Source organism: Streptomyces corynorhini (assembly GCF_003346515.1).
Taxonomy (GTDB): Bacteria; Actinomycetota; Actinomycetes; order Streptomycetales; family Streptomycetaceae; genus Streptomyces; species Streptomyces corynorhini.
In genome coordinates this window covers 1-14565 of record NZ_QQNA01000251.1, presented here as the reverse complement: position 1 = coordinate 14565, position 14565 = coordinate 1, and the positions used below count along the sequence as shown (strand labels likewise).

Sequence of the window (14565 nt, the reverse complement as noted above, 5' to 3'; positions counted from 1 at the left end):
CGTACGGTCCGACGGGCCGTCACCCCCACGGGCCGCCGCTTCGCTCACGTGCTCTCCGCCGCCGGGGCGGGCGCGGGCGCGGGCGCGCGCTGCCAGCGCCGGGGCGCGCTCACCCCGCCGGGCTCCGGCCCGCCCGTCGGTCCTGAGGCAGCTCCTGAGACAGGTCCGGAGGCAGGTCCTGAGGCAGGTCCGGCCGCCGCCGGTCTGCTGCCGCCGCGCGCGAGGAACCCGGCCAGCGGCAGCGTCGCCGCCCCGACCGTGACCGCGTCGGGCCCGAGCCGCCCCAGCTCGATCGTGGTGCGCGCCAGAGCGGGCGCGAGGGCGTACGCCCGCGCGTGGCGGCGGATCTCCGGGAGCAGCCGGGGGCCGATCAGCAGCCCCGCCCAGCCGCCGAGCAGGACGCGCTCGGGCAGGAAGAGGTTGATCAGGTCGCCCAGTGCCGCGCCCAGGCACTCGGCGGTGTCCGCCAGCAGCGAGACCGCGACCGGGTCGGGTGCCGCTCCCCCGGGTTCCGGGAAGGCCGCCGCGAGCAGGGCGGCCAGCGCCGTCTCGTCGTCCGCGTCGTCCGGGAGAGGCCCGCCCGCCTCGTACCAGCGCTCGCGCAGCGCCTCCGCGCCCGCGTACGTCTCCAGACAGCCGATGGAGCCGCAGCGGCAGCGCCGGCCGCCCATCCGCACCGTGGTGTGGCCCCACTCCAGGGCGCTGCCCCGGCCGCTCTCCTCGGTCAGCGCGCCGCCGTGCACGACGCTCGCGCCGATCCCGGAGCCGATGAGCACGATGGCGGCGGTGCCGGTCCCCCGGCCGCCGCCGAACCACATCTCGGCCTGGCCCAGGGTCTTGGCCCCGTTGTCGACGAACAGCGGTACCGGGGAGGGCACATCGAGGGCGGCCCGCAGCAGCGCCTCGAAGGGGACGGTGTCCCAGCCGATGGTCGGCCCGTGGACCACGTCGCCGTCCGGGCCGCCGCGTTCGATGATGCCCGGGACCCCGATCCCGATGCCGAGGAGCCGCTCCGGGTCGGCCCGCGCGTCGCGCAGCACATCGGCGACGCCGGTGCGCACGTGCTCCACCACCCGCTCGACGTCGTAGCGGTGCTGGGCCAGCAGCCGGTCGGTGCGGGCGAGTTCGGTGAGGGTGAGGTCGAACAGCTCGACCCGTACCCGGGTCTCGCCGATGTCGATGCCGATCAGGAGCCCGCCGCCGGGGGCCACGCGCAGCAGGGTACGGGGGCGGCCGCCGTCCGAGCCGACCACCCCGGCCTCCTCCAGGAGGCCCTCGGCGACGAGTTCGGCGACGACGTTGCTGATGGATCCCGAACTCAGCCCGGTGGCCGGTCCCAGCTCCTGGCGGCTCAGCGGACCGTCGAAATACAACCGTTGCACAACCCTCGCCCGGTTGCCCCGGCGCAGGTCACGCACTGTCCGTCTGTCGCGCTCGGCCATGGTGCTCCTTCCCTCGACGCAACATACCCCGGTCACAAGCCTTGACGCGACCTTCCTTCACCTCTTAAATCACGGCATAAATTAAGAGGCCGCCCCACCTATTCGCGCGGCCTCTAAGCCGGAGGCCGCCCGTCCGAGGTTGTTCACCTCGTGAACACGGCCCTCCCCAAAGAGGGGCCTCGCCCATGCGCAGAGTCAGAGCCGCGGCAGCAGTCACCGTCCTGAGCGCCCTCGCCGCCGTCACCGGATGCGGCGGCGGTTCGTCGTCCGGCGGCAGCAACGAGTCGCCCAGGACCCTCACCTACTGGGCCTCCAACCAGGGCCCCAGCATCGAGGCCGACAAGAAGATACTCACTCCCGAACTCAAGAAGTTCGAGAAGGAGACGGGTATCAAGGTCAAGCTCGAAGTGGTCCCGTGGGCGGATCTGCTCAACCGGATCCTGGCCGCCACCTCCTCGGGACAGGGCCCCGACGTGCTGAACATCGGCAACACCTGGTCGGCCTCGCTCCAGGCGACCGGCGCGCTGCTGCCCTGGGACGAGAAGAACTTCGAGGCGATCGGCGGCCGGGACAGGTTCGTCGACTCCGCGGTCGCCTCGGCGGGCGCCTCGGACCAGGACCCGGCGGCCGTACCGCTGTACTCGCTGGCCTACGCGCTCTACTACAACAAGAAAATGTTCGCGGACGCGGGCATCAGCGCGCCGCCCGCCACCTGGGACGAGCTGGTCGCCGACGGCAAGAAGCTCTCCCGGGACGGCACGTGGGCGCTGGGCGCCGAGGGCGCCAACCTCTCCAACAACATCCACCAGGTCTTCGTCCTCGCCAAACAGCACGGCGCCGACTTCTTCGACGCGTCCGGCAAACCGACCTTCACCTCGGACGGCGCGGTCGCCGCCGTCAAGCAGTACGTCGACTTCATGGCCAAGGACAAGATCGTCGCGCCGGGCAACGCCGAGTACGCCCAGAACCAGTCCCTGCAGGACTTCTCCAAGGGCACGACCGCGATGGTGCTGTGGCAGGCGGCGGCCTCCACCTTCGCCTCGCAGGGCATGAAGCCCGACGACTGGGGCGTGGCCCCCGTACCGGTGCCCGCCGGGGCCCCGGGCGCGGACAAGAGCACCAACTCCATGGTCGCCGGGATCAACATCGCGGTCTTCAAGAACACCAAGAACGTCGACGGGGCGAAGAAGTTCGTCAAGTTCATGACGAGCGACAAGGAACAGATACTCCTCAACAAGACCTTCGGCGCGATTCCGCCGGTGAAGGCGGCTCAGGAGGACGAGGCGTTCTCCGCGCCGGAGCTGAAGGTGCTGCGCGACACGCTCGCCGCCAGCGCCGCGCCGCTGCCGCAGGTGGCCTCCGAGTCGCAGTTCGAGACCACGGTGGGCACGGCCGTCAAGGAGCTGTGGGCCGACGCCGCCGCGGGGCGGCAGGTGACCACCGAGTCGGTCAGGGAACGCCTGACCAAGGCCCAGCAGCAGATGCAGCAGTGAGGCCCGCGCGATGACCGCCACCGTGACAACCGCCCGCACGGGCCGGACGGAGGACGGGCAGGGACCGGACGGCGGGAGGACGCGCCGACGGCTGCCGCGCGTCCCCGACCGGATCCGCCGCGGCGGCCTGCCCTATCTGCTGCTCCTGCCGGCCGTGGTACTGGAACTGCTCGTCCATCTGATCCCGATGGTCATCGGTATCGTGATGAGCTTCCGTCAGCTCACCCAGTTCTACATCAGCAACTGGGGCGAGGCGCCGTGGACGGGCCTGGAGAACTTCCGGGTCGCCGTCGACTTCGACGCCCCGATCGGCCAGGCCCTGCTGCACTCCTTCTTCGTGACCTGCGTGTTCACCGTCTGCTCCGTCGCCCTGTGCTGGCTGTTCGGCGTCAGCGCCGCCATCCTGCTCCAGGAGAACTTCCGGGGCCGGGGCGTGCTGCGGGCGGTCTTCCTCGTCCCGTACGCCCTGCCGGTGTACGCGGCCGTGATCACCTGGGCCTTCATGTTCCAGCGGGACAACGGGCTGATCAATCACGTCCTGTACGACCAGCTCGGGCTGAGCGGCCCGCCCGCCTTCTGGCTGATCGGCGACAACAGCTTCTACGCGCTGATCGTCGTCGCCGTCTGGAAGTCCTGGCCGTTCGCCTTCCTCATCGTGATGGCCGGGCTGCAGAACATCCCGCGCGAGCTGTACGAGGCGGCGTCGATCGACGGCGCCGGGATCTGGCAGCAGATCCGCCGGATCACCCTGCCGTCGCTGCGGCCGGTCAACCAGGTGCTGGTGCTCGTCCTGTTCCTCTGGACGTTCAACGACTTCAACACGCCGTACGTGCTGTTCGGCAAGTCGGCGCCGGAGGCCGCGGACCTGATCTCCATCCACATCTACCAGTCGTCGTTCGTCACCTGGAACTTCGGCTCGGGCTCCGCGATGTCCGTGCTCCTGCTGCTCTTCCTGCTGCTGGTCACCGCCGTCTACCTGCTGCTCACCACCCGTGGGAGGAAGGGCTCCGATGTCTAGCACCCGCCGGGGCGGGCCCCGCTCCCCGCTCGCGCCGCCGGCGTCCTTCCTGTGGACCCGGCGGGTCGTCCTGACGTTCCTGACGGTCTTCGCGCTGCTGCCCGTCTATGTGATGATCAGCAGCTCGCTCAAACCGCTCCAGGACGTCTCGGGGAAGTTCCAGTGGATCCCCACCGATCTGACGATCCGTCCGTACTTCGACATCTGGGACACCGTCCCGCTGGCCCGCTACTTCGTCAACTCGCTGATCGTGGCGGGGTCGGCGACGGTGCTGTCGGTGGTGATCGCGGTGTTCTCCGCGTACGCCGTCAGCCGCTACCGGTTCCGGGGCAAGCGGGTCTTCACCGTCACCGTGCTCTCCACCCAGATGTTCCCCGGCATCCTCTTCCTGCTGCCGCTCTTCCTGATCTTCGTGAACATCGGCAACACCACGGGCATCGCGCTGTACGGGTCGCGCGGCGGCCTGATCCTCACCTATCTGACGTTCTCGCTGCCGTTCTCCATCTGGATGCTGATCGGCTACTTCGACTCCATCCCCCGGGACCTGGACGAGGCCGCCATGGTGGACGGCTGCGGCGCGTTCGGCGCGCTGCTGCGCGTGGTGGTACCGGCCGCGACCCCCGGCATCGTGGCGGTCTGCGTCTACGCGTTCATGACGGCCTGGGGGGAGGTCCTCTTCGCCTCCGTCATGACCAACGACGCGACCCGCACGCTGGCCGTCGGGCTCCAGGGCTACGCCACCCAGAACGACGTCTACTGGAACCAGGTCATGGCCGCCTCGCTCGTCGTCAGCGTGCCGGTGGTCGCCGGGTTCCTGCTCCTCCAGCGCTATCTCGTCGCCGGTCTGACCGCCGGCGCCGTCAAGTGACCTCCGGGCGCCCGGCGCAGCGCCGGGCGCCCTCTGCGGAAAGGCTGTACGTGAACGACCTCAACGCCCTGCCGGCCGACTTCACCTGGGGGGTCGCCACCGCCGCCTACCAGATCGAGGGCGCGGTGGCCGAGGACGGCCGCACCCCCTCCATCTGGGACACGTTCTCGCACACCCCGGGCGCCGTCGACAACGGGGACACCGGCGACGTGGCCTGCGACCACTACCACCGGGTGCCCGAGGACATCGCGCTGATGCGGCGGCTCGGCGTGGGCGCCTACCGCTTCTCGCTCGCCTGGCCGAGGGTCGTGCCGGGCGGCGACGGGCCGGTGAACAAGGCGGGGCTGGACTTCTACGACCGTCTGGTCGACGGCTTGCTGGAGGCGGGCGTCACCCCGTTCGCCACCCTCTACCACTGGGATCTGCCGCAGGTCCTCCAGGACCGGGGCGGCTGGCCGGTCCGGGAGACGGCCGAGCACTTCGCCGCGTACGCCGCCGTCGTCGCCGGGCGGCTGGGCGACCGGGTGAAGGACTGGGCGACGCTCAACGAGCCGCTGTGCTCGTCGTGGATCGGCCATCTCGAAGGCCGGATGGCGCCGGGTCTCACCGATCTCACCGCCGCCGTGCGCGCCTCGTACCATCTGCACCTCGGGCACGGCCTGGCCGTCCAGGCGATCCGGGCCGCCTCCGCCGACGCCCGGATCGGCATCGTCAACAACCTCAGCCCCATCGAGCCCGCCAGTGACAGCGACGCGGACCGCGCCGCCGCCGTGCGGGCCGACGGCCACACCAACCGCTGGTGGCTGGACCCGGTCCACGGCCGCGGCTACCCGGCGGACATGCGTGAGCTGTACGGGGTGGAGCTGCCCGAGCGCCCCGGCGACCTGGAGACCATCGCGGCGCCGCTGGACTGGCTGGGGCTCAACTACTACTTCCGCCAGATCGTCCGGGACGACCCGGACGGGCCCGTACCGTACGCCCGGCAGGTCGAGGTGGCGGGCGCCCGCACCACGCACATGGGGTGGGAGGTGCACGCGGACGGCCTGGAGCAGCTGCTCGGGCGGCTCACCCGGGAGTACGGGGCGCGGCGGCTGTACGTCACGGAGAACGGCTCGGCCTTCCCCGACGTGGTGCGGGCCGACGGTACGGTCGACGACCCGGAGCGGGTCCGCTATCTGGAGGAGCATCTGGCCGCGTGTGCGCGGGCGGTGGCGGACGGCGCGCCGCTGGCCGGGTACTTCGCCTGGTCGCTGCTGGACAACTTCGAGTGGGCGTACGGCTACGACAAGCGGTTCGGTCTGGTCCACGTCGACTACGCGACGCAGCGCAGGACGGTCAAGGGCAGCGGCCACCGGTACGCGGAGATCATCCGGGCGGCGGCGGAGCGCGGCCGGCGGGCCGCCTGAGACCGGCCGGACCCGGCGCCGGGCCGTGAACGGCCGGAGCCACCGCCCTGTCGGTGAAGGGCGGTGGCTCCGGCCACTGCGGGGAGGTGGTTTCGGTGCGCGCCCGGGGCTCCCGCCGGGGCCCGGGTACGCGTCGGTTCAGCGGTCCCCCGGCAGCGGCGGGGTCGGCTCCGTCCCGGCCTTGGCGCAGACGGAGGCGGCGACCCGTGAGGCGAAGCCGAGCATCTCGGTGATCTGTTCGCGCTCCAGGAGGGCCGGTCCGGCCGCGCCGTCGACGGGCGTGGTGCTCAGCCAGTGGAGCACGGCCGCCATGAAGGCGTCCCCGGCGCCGATGGTGTTGACCACCTCGACGGGCACGGCGGAGACGGAGACCGGTTCCGCGCTGCCCGCGTACGCCGTACTGCCCTTGGCGCCCCGGGTGACCAGCACGAGCCGGCCGGCCGCCGCCAGCCGCCGGCCGCTCTCGTCGGGGTCGGCGTCCGGCCACAGCCGGGCCAGGTCCTCGTCGCTGGCCTTGACGACCTGCGCCAGTTCGCACAGCTCGCGCAGTCGGCGCAGGCTCAGCTCGGGGTCGATCGTCCGGTCCTCGCGGACATTGGGGTCGACCACCAGCAGGGAGTGGCGCGCTCCGGCGCGCGCGGTGGCGGCGACCGCGGCGGCGGACGGGTCGACGGCGGCGGCGACTCCGCCCGCGTACACCACGGCGAACCGCTCCACCTCGGCGGAGTGGTCCGGCAGCCGGAAGGTCGCCGTGTCCGCGAGATGGAAGTGGTAGCTGGTGCCGTGCGGGCCCGGGTCGGCGACCGCGAGGGTGGTGGGCAGCTCCGAGCGGGCGCACAGGCCCAGTTCGGTGCCCGCGGAGACCAGCCGCTGTTCGATCAGCCGGGCGAAGCCGTCGCCGCCGAGCGCTCCGGCGAACCAGCTGGGCGTACCGAGCCTGGCGAGCCCGGCCGCGACGTTGGCGGGCGCGCCGCCGGGTTCGGCCCGGAAGACGGCCGGGTCGTCCGGTGCGGGGACGAGGTCGATGAGCGCCTCCCCCATCACCAGGACGGCGCCCGGTCCGGCCTCCTGTGCCGGGGTCACGGCTCGACCACGATCTTGCGGCCCTGGCCCGCCTTGAACATGTCGATGGCCTGGGGGTACTGCTCCAGCGGCAGCCGGTCGCTGATGAAGACCTTCGGGTCGAGCACGCCGGAGGCGAACAGCGCGGCGGCCCGCTCGTAGCTGTGCAGCACCGCCATGGAGCCGGTGATGGTGATCTCCTGGTTGTAGATGCGGTACGGCTCGATGACGGCGGTCGTCGCGTAGTCGGCGACCCCGAACTGGAGGAACGTACCGCCCTTGGACACCCGGCCGAGACCGTCCTGGATGGCGCGCGCGTTGCCGGTCGCGTCGACCACCAGGTCCCAGCCGCCGGGCCGGTCGAACTCGTCCGCCGAGGCGGCCGAGCGCGAGCAGCCGAGCTTGCCGGCGGTCGCCAGCCGGTCCGGGTTGATGTCGAGCATGTCGACGGAGGCGGCGCCGGTGCGCTTGGCGAGTTCGAGCATCATGAGCCCCATGGTGCCGGAGCCGTAGATCAGCACCTCGGCGCCGAGCGTCGACTTGAGCACGTCGTACCCGCGTACCGCGCAGGACAGCGGCTCGATCAGCGCCGCGTCCCTGACGTCGACGTGGTCGGGGAGCTTCACGCAGTTGGCGACGGGCGCCACCGCGTACTCGGCGGCGCCGCCCGGCTTGCTGACGCCGATCGCGTTCCACCGGTCGCACAGGTTGCCGCGGCCGGTGCGGCAGTAGCGGCACTCGTGACAGTAGAGCGACGGGTCGACGGCGACCTTGTCGCCCACCGCCAGCTCGGTCACGTCGGCACCGATCTCGACGATCTCGCCGGCGAACTCATGGCCGGGGACGATCGGCAGCGTGGGCGCGAACTCGCCCTGGAGGATGTGCAGATCGGTACCGCACAGTCCGCACGCGGCGACGGACACCACCACGTCCCGAGGGCCTGGAGTCGGGTCGGGAACCGTCGTGACGGAGACCTTGCCGACGGCTTCGACGATGGCTGCCCTCATTACTTCACTGCTCCAAGAGAAAGGCCCTGGACAAGCTTGTCCTGGGCGGCGAACCCCGCGGCGAGCACCGGCAGGGAGACAACGACGGACGCCGCGCACAGCTGGGCCAGGAAGAGGCCCTGGCTGGTCACGAAGCTCGTCAGGAACACGGGCGCCGTCTGCGCCGTCACGCCGGTCAGCACCCGGGCGAAGAGCAGCTCGTTCCAGCTGAAGATGAAGCAGATCAGCGATGTCGCCGCGATACCGGGCGCGGCCACCGGAGCGACCACCCTGATCAGGACGGTCGGCAGCCGGGCGCCGTCCACCTGGGCGGCCTCGATGATGGAGACGGGTACGTCGGCGAGGAACGACTGCATCATCCAGACGGCGATGGGCAGATTCATCGACGTGTAGAGGATGACGAGTAGCCAGATGTTGTCCAGCATGCCGATGTTCTTCGCGAAGAGGTACACGGGCAGCAGTCCCGCGACGACCGGCAGCATCTTGGTGGAGAGGAAGAAGAACATGACGTCCGTCCACTTCTCCACCCGCTTGATGGACAGCGCGTAGGCCGCGGGAAGCGCGAGCACCAGCACGAACAGCGTGGAGAACAGCGACGCCGTCAGCGAGTTGATCAGCGGCGGCCAGGGGCTGGCGCCGCCGCCCTCGCCGAAGAACACCCGGTAGCTGTCGAGGGTGAGCGGCGCGGTGAGGGACGGCGGGTTGGTCGCCGCGTCCGCCTCCGAGTGGAAGGAGGTGAGCAGCATCCACAGCGCGGGCAGGCAGAAGAGGACACCGATGATCCAGGCCAGCACGCCCAGCCCGGCGGAGCGCCGCCGGGCCCGCCTGGCGGCGGGGGCGTACTTGTCGACGCGTTGACGCGCGGCCGTGGCGGCGGTCGGTACGGAGAGGGCGCTCATGCGCGGTTCGCCTCCTCACTGAAGAGGGACGAGACCACACGCAGGGCGAAGGTCGCGATCACGATCGTGCCGATCACGACGACGACTCCGGCGGCGGAGGCCAGTCCGTACTCGTGAGCCTGGTAGAAGGTCTGGTAGATGGTGTACGGCAGGTTCGCGGTGCCGAGCCCGCCGGAGGTGAGGGTGAACACCGCGTCGAAGTTCTGCACGATGTAGATCGACCCGAGCAGGATGCCCAGCTCCAGGTAGCGGCGCAGATGCGGCAGTGTGAGATAGCGGAAGGTCTGCCAGACCGTCGCGCCGTCCAGCTTCGCCGCCTCGATGATCTCCGCGGGCCGGCTCTGGAGCCCGGCGAGCAGGATGAGCATCATGAACGGCGTCCACTGCCAGATGAGGGCGGTCTCGACCGCGATCAGCGGCATGTCCGAGATCCAGTCGGGCTGGGTGGGGTTCTCCACTCCGAAGAGCCCGGTGAACCAGGCCCAGCCGCCGTTGAGCAGGCCGTACTCCGGGTTGTAGAGCACGTGCTTCCACATCAGCGCCGCCGAGACGGGCACCAGCAGGAAGGGCGTGATCAGCAGGGTGCGGACGAAGCCGCGGCCGAAGAACTTGCGGTCGAGCAGGAGCGCCAGCAGCAGTCCGAGGACCACGCTGACGATCACCACGGTCGCGGTGAGCAGGATGGTCGTGAACACCGATTCGCGCAGGTCGGAGTCGGTGAACACGGAGCCGTAGTTGGAGACGCCCGCGAACGACCGGTCGTCGGGCGAGAGCGAGTTCCAGTCGAAGAGCGAGATGACCAGGGTCGCCACGAAGGGCAACTGGGTGACCGCGATCAGGAAGACGAGCGCGGGCAGCAGGGGGGCGCGGGTGGCCCAGGCGCGGGCGCGCCCGGGGCCGCCCCGGCCGGCGCGCCGAGGCGCGGGGGCGCTGGACGCGCCGGCCGGGGACTGTGGGGGTGTGCTGACGGAGGTACTCACTGCTGCTTCTTGCCTACCTTCTCAGCCAGTGCCTGCGAGACCTTCAGGGCGTCCTCGACCGACTTCTTGCCGGCGATGGCCGCGCTGATCTCCTGCGAGACCTTGGTGCCCAGGTCCGTGAACTCCGGGATGTCGACGAACTGGATGCCGACCGTCGGACGCGGCTGGGTGCCGGGGTCGGTCGGGTTGGCGTTGGCGATGGCGTCCTTGGTGACCTCGGCGAACGCGCCGGCTTCCTTCAGGTAGTCCGGGTTGGTGTAGGTCGAGGCGCGCTTGCCGGCCGGGACGTTGGACCAGCCGATCTTCTCGCCGACGAGCTTCTCGTACTCCTTGCCGGACGCCCAGGACATGAACTTCCAGGCGCTCTCGGTCTTCTTGGACGCCTTCTGCATGCCCCAGGCCCAGGTGTAGAGCCAGCCGGAGCTGTCCGTCTTGTCGACCGGGGCCGGTACGTAGCCGATCTTGCCCTTGACCGGGGAGCCCTTGGCCTCCAGCGAGCCGGCGCCGGCGGTGGCGTCGTACCACATGGCCGAGTGGCCCTGGGTCATGTTGTTGAGGCACTCGGCGTAACCGGCCTGGGGGGCGCCGGCCTCACCGTGGTTGCGGACCAGGTCGACGTAGAACTTGGTGGCCTTGGTGAACTCGGGAGAGGTCAGCTGCGCCTCCCAGTCCTTGGTGAACCAGGTGCCGCCCATGGTGTTGACGACCGTGGTCAGCGGGGCGATGACCTCGCCCCAGCCCGGCAGGCCGCGCAGACAGATGCCCCGCATGCCCTTCTGGGCGCCGTCGACCTTGGCGGCGAGATCCGCGACCTCCTTCCAGGTGGGCTTGGCCGGCATGGTGAGGTTCTTCGCCTCGAAGACGTCCTTGCGGTACATCAGGAAGGACGACTCGCCGTAGAAGGGCTGGCCGTAGAGCTTGCCGTCCTCGGCGGTCAGCGACTCCTGGAGGGGCTTGAGGATGTCGGCCTGGTCGAAGGTCTTGTCCTTCTCGGTGTATTCGTCGAGCGAGTGCAGCCAGCCGTTCTTCGCGAAGAACGGAACCTCGAAGTTGCTGATGGTGGCGATGTCGTACTGACCGGCCTGGTTGGCGAAGTCCTGGGTGATCTTGTCCCGGACGTCGTTCTCGGGCAGGACCGAGAAGTTGACCTTGATCCCGGTCTCCTTGGTGAAGTTGTCCGCGGTGAGCTTCTGCAACTCGACCATCTGCGGGTTGTTCACCATGAGCACGTTGAGCGTCTCCTCTCCTCCAGAGGAGGAGGAGCCGCCGGCGCCGCTGCACCCCGCGAGCAGGCCCACGAGGGCCACGCTCGCACCCACTACGCGGATTCCACGTCGTCGTTGCTGGAGGGGCATGAGATTTCTCCTGATCGTTCGTTACGGGAAGGGTCCGGGGCGCCGCTGTTCCGCCTCCGGCCCCGAAGGAGGGCGTGGAGGAGGGCGGCTACGGAGGTAATGGAGGGCGGCCGGGGGCCGCGGGTTCAGACGCGGATGACCTGCGGCCCGAGCAGCGAGTACCGCTGGGCCTCGGCCGAGGGCAGTCCGGCGTCCGTGACGATCGACTCGAAATCGCTCACGTCGGCGAAGCGGCAGAAGCTCACCGCGCCGAATTTGGTGTGGATGCCCGCGAAGATGCGGCGCCGGGCGCTGCGCATGGCCTGCGCCTTGACCTCGCTGACGGCCGGGTCGGGGGTGGTGAGGCCGTACTCGCGGGAGATGCCGTTCGCTCCCACGTACGCCAGGTCGATGACGAATTCGGAGAGCATCCGGGTGGTCCAGTGGTCGACCGTGGCCATCGTCGAGCCGCGCACCCGGCCGCCGAGCAGCAGTACGGCGATCTTCTCGGCGTCGGCGAGCGCGGTCGCCACCGCGAGCGAGGCGGTGACCACGGTCAGCGGCCGGTCGCGCGGCAGCGCCTCCGCCACGAGCTGGGGGGTGAAGCCCTCGTCGACGAAGACCGTCTCCGCGTCTCCGAGGAGGTCGGCGGCGGCCGCCGCGATCCGTGACTTCTGCGGGACGAGCCGGGTCGTCCGTACCGCGAGGGTCGTCTCGAAACCGGCGCTCTCCACCGGGTAGGCGCCGCCGTGGGTGCGCCTGACCAGTCCGTGTCCTTCAAGGGCGTGCAGATCACGCCGGACGGTCTCCTTGGCGACCTGGAGCTTTCCGGCCAGCGCCGTTACCTCCACTGACCCGTCACGTCGGGCGATCTCAAGAATTTCTCGTCGGCGTTCGTCGGTGTCCACGACAACACACTTCCCTGCTTTGCTGCGGCTCAGCACCCGTTCGGGCTCATGCGTCGTTTGTACAAGCAACGGACCCGCTGCGACCAGGCTCTTCACAGCATCGACTGTGACCGTTCATGCCCGTTTGACGAACGATAGCCGCACTGGTCACTCAGGGAAAGAGGGTGGGTGTTACGCGGATCACTGCCCGTTCGACCTGTCGGACGCGCCCGTTTGGCTGCCCGTTTCGGTCGGCCCCTGCCCAGAAAGCGCTGCCCGTATGCGGGCATGGACCGACAAAAAAAGTCCGCGCCGGACCGGGGTGGTTCCCGGGTCCGGCGCGGTGCGGAGGCGGAGGTCAGTTGTAGACGCCGAACCGGTAGAGCGAGTAGCCCCATTCGGTGCCGCGCGCGGTCGCGTGCACCCGTACATAGCGGGCGTTCGCGGCGACCTCGTGGTCGTCGACTCCGCCGTTGCCGTCGGTGACGGTCTTCAGCGTCGTCCAGTCCTGCCCGTTGTCGGAGGTCTGGAGCGTGTACGCCTTGGCGTACGCGGTCTCCCAGACGAGCTGGACGTGGCGGAAGGCGCTCTTGGTACCCAGGTCGACCTGGATCCACTGCGGATCGCTCCAGTCGCTCGCCCACCGGGTGTCGGGCGAGCCGTCCACGGCGTTGCCGGGACCGCACGGGCAGCCGGTGCCGCCGGTCTGCCAGCTGGAGGCCGTGGCGGTCTTGCCGCGGGCCAGATCGGTGCCCGCGACGTCCGGCGGCACCACCTTGAACGACCGGGTCTCGATGCCGGTGTTGCCCTTCCCGTCGGTGGCCTTGAGGTACACCTTCCAGACGCCGAGCCGCTCGGGCGCGGTGAACGTGAAGGTGCCGTTGCCCGCCGCGGTGACCGGCACACCGGTCAACTGGCCGGAGCCGTCGACGTACTTGGCGCCGAGCAGGAGCTGGTACGCGAGCGGGTCGCCGTCCGGGTCGGCGACCGAGGCGCGGACGGTCACCTGCTTGCCGGCCGGGACGGAGGAGGCCCCGTCGACCCCCATGGAGGAGATCACCGGGGGCGTGTTGTCCCGGGAGGTGTCCCGCCCGTACGCCTTCTTGACCGCGTAGTAGGAGAGCCGCTTCTCGCCCGCGGGCAGCAGGTTGAACCAGATCCCGCCGAAGTCGTACTCGGTCCCGTAGTGGAAGAGAGTGGCACCGAGCGCCACTCCGCTGTGGCCGGTGACGCACTCCCACGCCTTGGCGTAACCGGCCGCCTTCGCGAGGTCGGTGGGCTCGTCGGGCACGCCGTTGGCGTCGTCGGGCACCTCCCACTCACCGGCGGGGCCGCCCTCGGTCACGATGTAGGGCTTGGTGTAGCCGCCGCTCTGCCACGTGCCGCGGATGTTGCAGACGTCGCCGTAGGAGTTCACGGCGTACAGGTCGAGGTCGGGCGCGTTGCGCTGGTAGTACGGCCAGGCGCCGGTCCACGCGTCGGTGGAGGTGACCGGGTGGTCGGGGTCGACGGCGTGGATCCGCTTCGCGATCTCGTTGACGAAGGACGTGTACGCGTCGCGCTGCCGCTCCAGCGCGGTGCCGCTGTAGCAGTTCTGGAGGCCGAGGACGGACTCGTTGCCGACGTTCCACATCAGGACGCCGGGGTGGTCCTTGTAGGTGTTCACCCATCGGGGGAACTCGGCGAGCATGTCGTTCTTGTACGTGGTGTCGGTGAGGTAGTCGACGCAGCCGCCGCTGCCGGGACCGCCGCCCGGCTGGAGCCAGAAGCCGGCGATGACCTTGACTCCGTTGGCGGACGCCGCGTCGAGCAGCGGCTTGCTGCTGGCGTCGGTGCCCCAGGTACGTACGGTGTTGACGCCCATCGACGCGACGTCGGGCAGGTAACGGGCGGCGTCGGCCGGGGAGGGGCCCCAGGTCAGGCCCTTGACCTGGTACGGCGCGCCGTCGACGGTCAGCTGCCAGGCGCCCTGCGCTCCGGTGACCTTGACGACGCTGCCCGCCGCGTGCGCGGCGGGTGCCGGGAGGGCGACCGCGCAGGACGCGAACAGGGCGGCGAGGGCGAGCGGGGCCGCGCGCCTCTTGGTGCTGGCTGGTCGGTGCATGGTGTGCGGTCTCCTCAGGGGCTGGGAGAGCGCTCTCCCACCGGGTGCGGTCACACCCGTGCGGG

The 14565-nt window shown here is 70.3% G+C and carries 12 protein-coding genes; 4 read left to right on the top strand and 8 right to left on the bottom strand.

Going from position 1 to position 14565, the window contains the following annotated elements:
• Positions 1-44: 44 nt before the first annotated feature.
• Complete coding sequence (locus tag DVH02_RS27180) at positions 45-1442, bottom strand: ROK family transcriptional regulator (protein ID WP_114626500.1); 1398 nt, start codon at positions 1440-1442, stop codon at positions 45-47.
• 185 nt (positions 1443-1627) lie between these two features.
• Here DVH02_RS27180 and DVH02_RS27175 point away from each other — a divergent pair, with 185 nt between their 5' ends.
• The 4 genes from DVH02_RS27175 to DVH02_RS27160 are packed head-to-tail and all read left to right on the top strand — an operon-like array spanning position 1628 to position 6227.
• Positions 1628-2935, top strand: coding sequence for an ABC transporter substrate-binding protein (locus DVH02_RS27175; protein ID WP_114626499.1), 1308 nt, complete (start codon positions 1628-1630; stop codon positions 2933-2935).
• A gap of 10 nt (positions 2936-2945) precedes the next feature.
• Positions 2946-3953, top strand: coding sequence for a carbohydrate ABC transporter permease (locus tag DVH02_RS27170; RefSeq protein WP_114626498.1), 1008 nt, complete (start codon positions 2946-2948; stop codon positions 3951-3953).
• Entirely contained in the window at positions 3946-4821 is an 876-nt protein-coding gene (locus tag DVH02_RS27165) for a carbohydrate ABC transporter permease (protein ID WP_114626497.1), read from the top strand. The genes DVH02_RS27170 and DVH02_RS27165 overlap by 8 nt, the downstream gene beginning before the upstream one ends.
• Before the next feature lie 50 nt (positions 4822-4871).
• Positions 4872-6227, top strand: coding sequence for a GH1 family beta-glucosidase (locus tag DVH02_RS27160; protein WP_114626496.1), 1356 nt, complete (start codon positions 4872-4874; stop codon positions 6225-6227).
• A 138-nt stretch (positions 6228-6365) separates the two neighbouring features.
• Here the strand turns inward: DVH02_RS27160 and DVH02_RS27155 are convergent, their stop codons facing one another.
• From DVH02_RS27155 to DVH02_RS27125, 7 genes are all read right to left on the bottom strand, one after another.
• Positions 6366-7310, bottom strand: a complete 945-nt coding sequence (locus tag DVH02_RS27155; RefSeq protein ID WP_233518489.1) for a PfkB family carbohydrate kinase — start codon at positions 7308-7310, stop codon at positions 6366-6368.
• Positions 7307-8296 (bottom strand): zinc-dependent alcohol dehydrogenase family protein, encoded by a 990-nt coding sequence (locus tag DVH02_RS27150; protein ID WP_114626495.1) that lies wholly within the window; start codon positions 8294-8296, stop codon positions 7307-7309. Before DVH02_RS27150 ends, DVH02_RS27155 begins: the two co-directional genes overlap by 4 nt.
• Positions 8296-9195, bottom strand: a complete 900-nt coding sequence (locus tag DVH02_RS27145) for a carbohydrate ABC transporter permease (RefSeq protein WP_114626494.1) — start codon at positions 9193-9195, stop codon at positions 8296-8298. The genes DVH02_RS27150 and DVH02_RS27145 overlap by 1 nt, the downstream gene beginning before the upstream one ends.
• Positions 9192-10175, bottom strand: coding sequence for a carbohydrate ABC transporter permease (locus DVH02_RS27140; protein ID WP_114626493.1), 984 nt, complete (start codon positions 10173-10175; stop codon positions 9192-9194). The genes DVH02_RS27145 and DVH02_RS27140 overlap by 4 nt, the downstream gene beginning before the upstream one ends.
• Complete coding sequence (locus DVH02_RS27135; protein WP_114626492.1) at positions 10172-11530, bottom strand: ABC transporter substrate-binding protein; 1359 nt, start codon at positions 11528-11530, stop codon at positions 10172-10174. Before DVH02_RS27135 ends, DVH02_RS27140 begins: the two co-directional genes overlap by 4 nt.
• Positions 11531-11655: 125 nt before the next feature.
• Positions 11656-12417, bottom strand: a complete 762-nt coding sequence (locus tag DVH02_RS27130; protein ID WP_114626491.1) for a DeoR/GlpR family DNA-binding transcription regulator — start codon at positions 12415-12417, stop codon at positions 11656-11658.
• Positions 12418-12754: 337 nt separating this feature from the next.
• A complete protein-coding gene (locus DVH02_RS27125) occupies positions 12755-14500 on the bottom strand; it encodes a discoidin domain-containing protein (protein ID WP_114626490.1) in 1746 nt (581 codons plus the stop codon).
• Positions 14501-14565 lie beyond the last annotated feature (65 nt).

Bases quoted from the DNA above. Each gene is read 5' to 3' on its own strand.
- DVH02_RS27180 (WP_114626500.1), bottom strand. From the start codon at position 1,442: ATGGCCGAGCGCGACAGACGGACAGTGCGTGACCTGCGCCGGGGCAAC.
- DVH02_RS27175 (WP_114626499.1), top strand. From the start codon at position 1,628: ATGCGCAGAGTCAGAGCCGCGGCAGCAGTCACCGTCCTGAGCGCCCTC.
- DVH02_RS27170 (WP_114626498.1), top strand. From the start codon at position 2,946: ATGACCGCCACCGTGACAACCGCCCGCACGGGCCGGACGGAGGACGGG.
- DVH02_RS27165 (WP_114626497.1), top strand. From the start codon at position 3,946: ATGTCTAGCACCCGCCGGGGCGGGCCCCGCTCCCCGCTCGCGCCGCCG.
- DVH02_RS27150 (WP_114626495.1), bottom strand. From the start codon at position 8,296: ATGAGGGCAGCCATCGTCGAAGCCGTCGGCAAGGTCTCCGTCACGACG.
- DVH02_RS27145 (WP_114626494.1), bottom strand. From the start codon at position 9,195: ATGAGCGCCCTCTCCGTACCGACCGCCGCCACGGCCGCGCGTCAACGC.
- DVH02_RS27135 (WP_114626492.1), bottom strand. From the start codon at position 11,530: ATGCCCCTCCAGCAACGACGACGTGGAATCCGCGTAGTGGGTGCGAGC.
- DVH02_RS27125 (WP_114626490.1), bottom strand. From the start codon at position 14,500: ATGCACCGACCAGCCAGCACCAAGAGGCGCGCGGCCCCGCTCGCCCTC.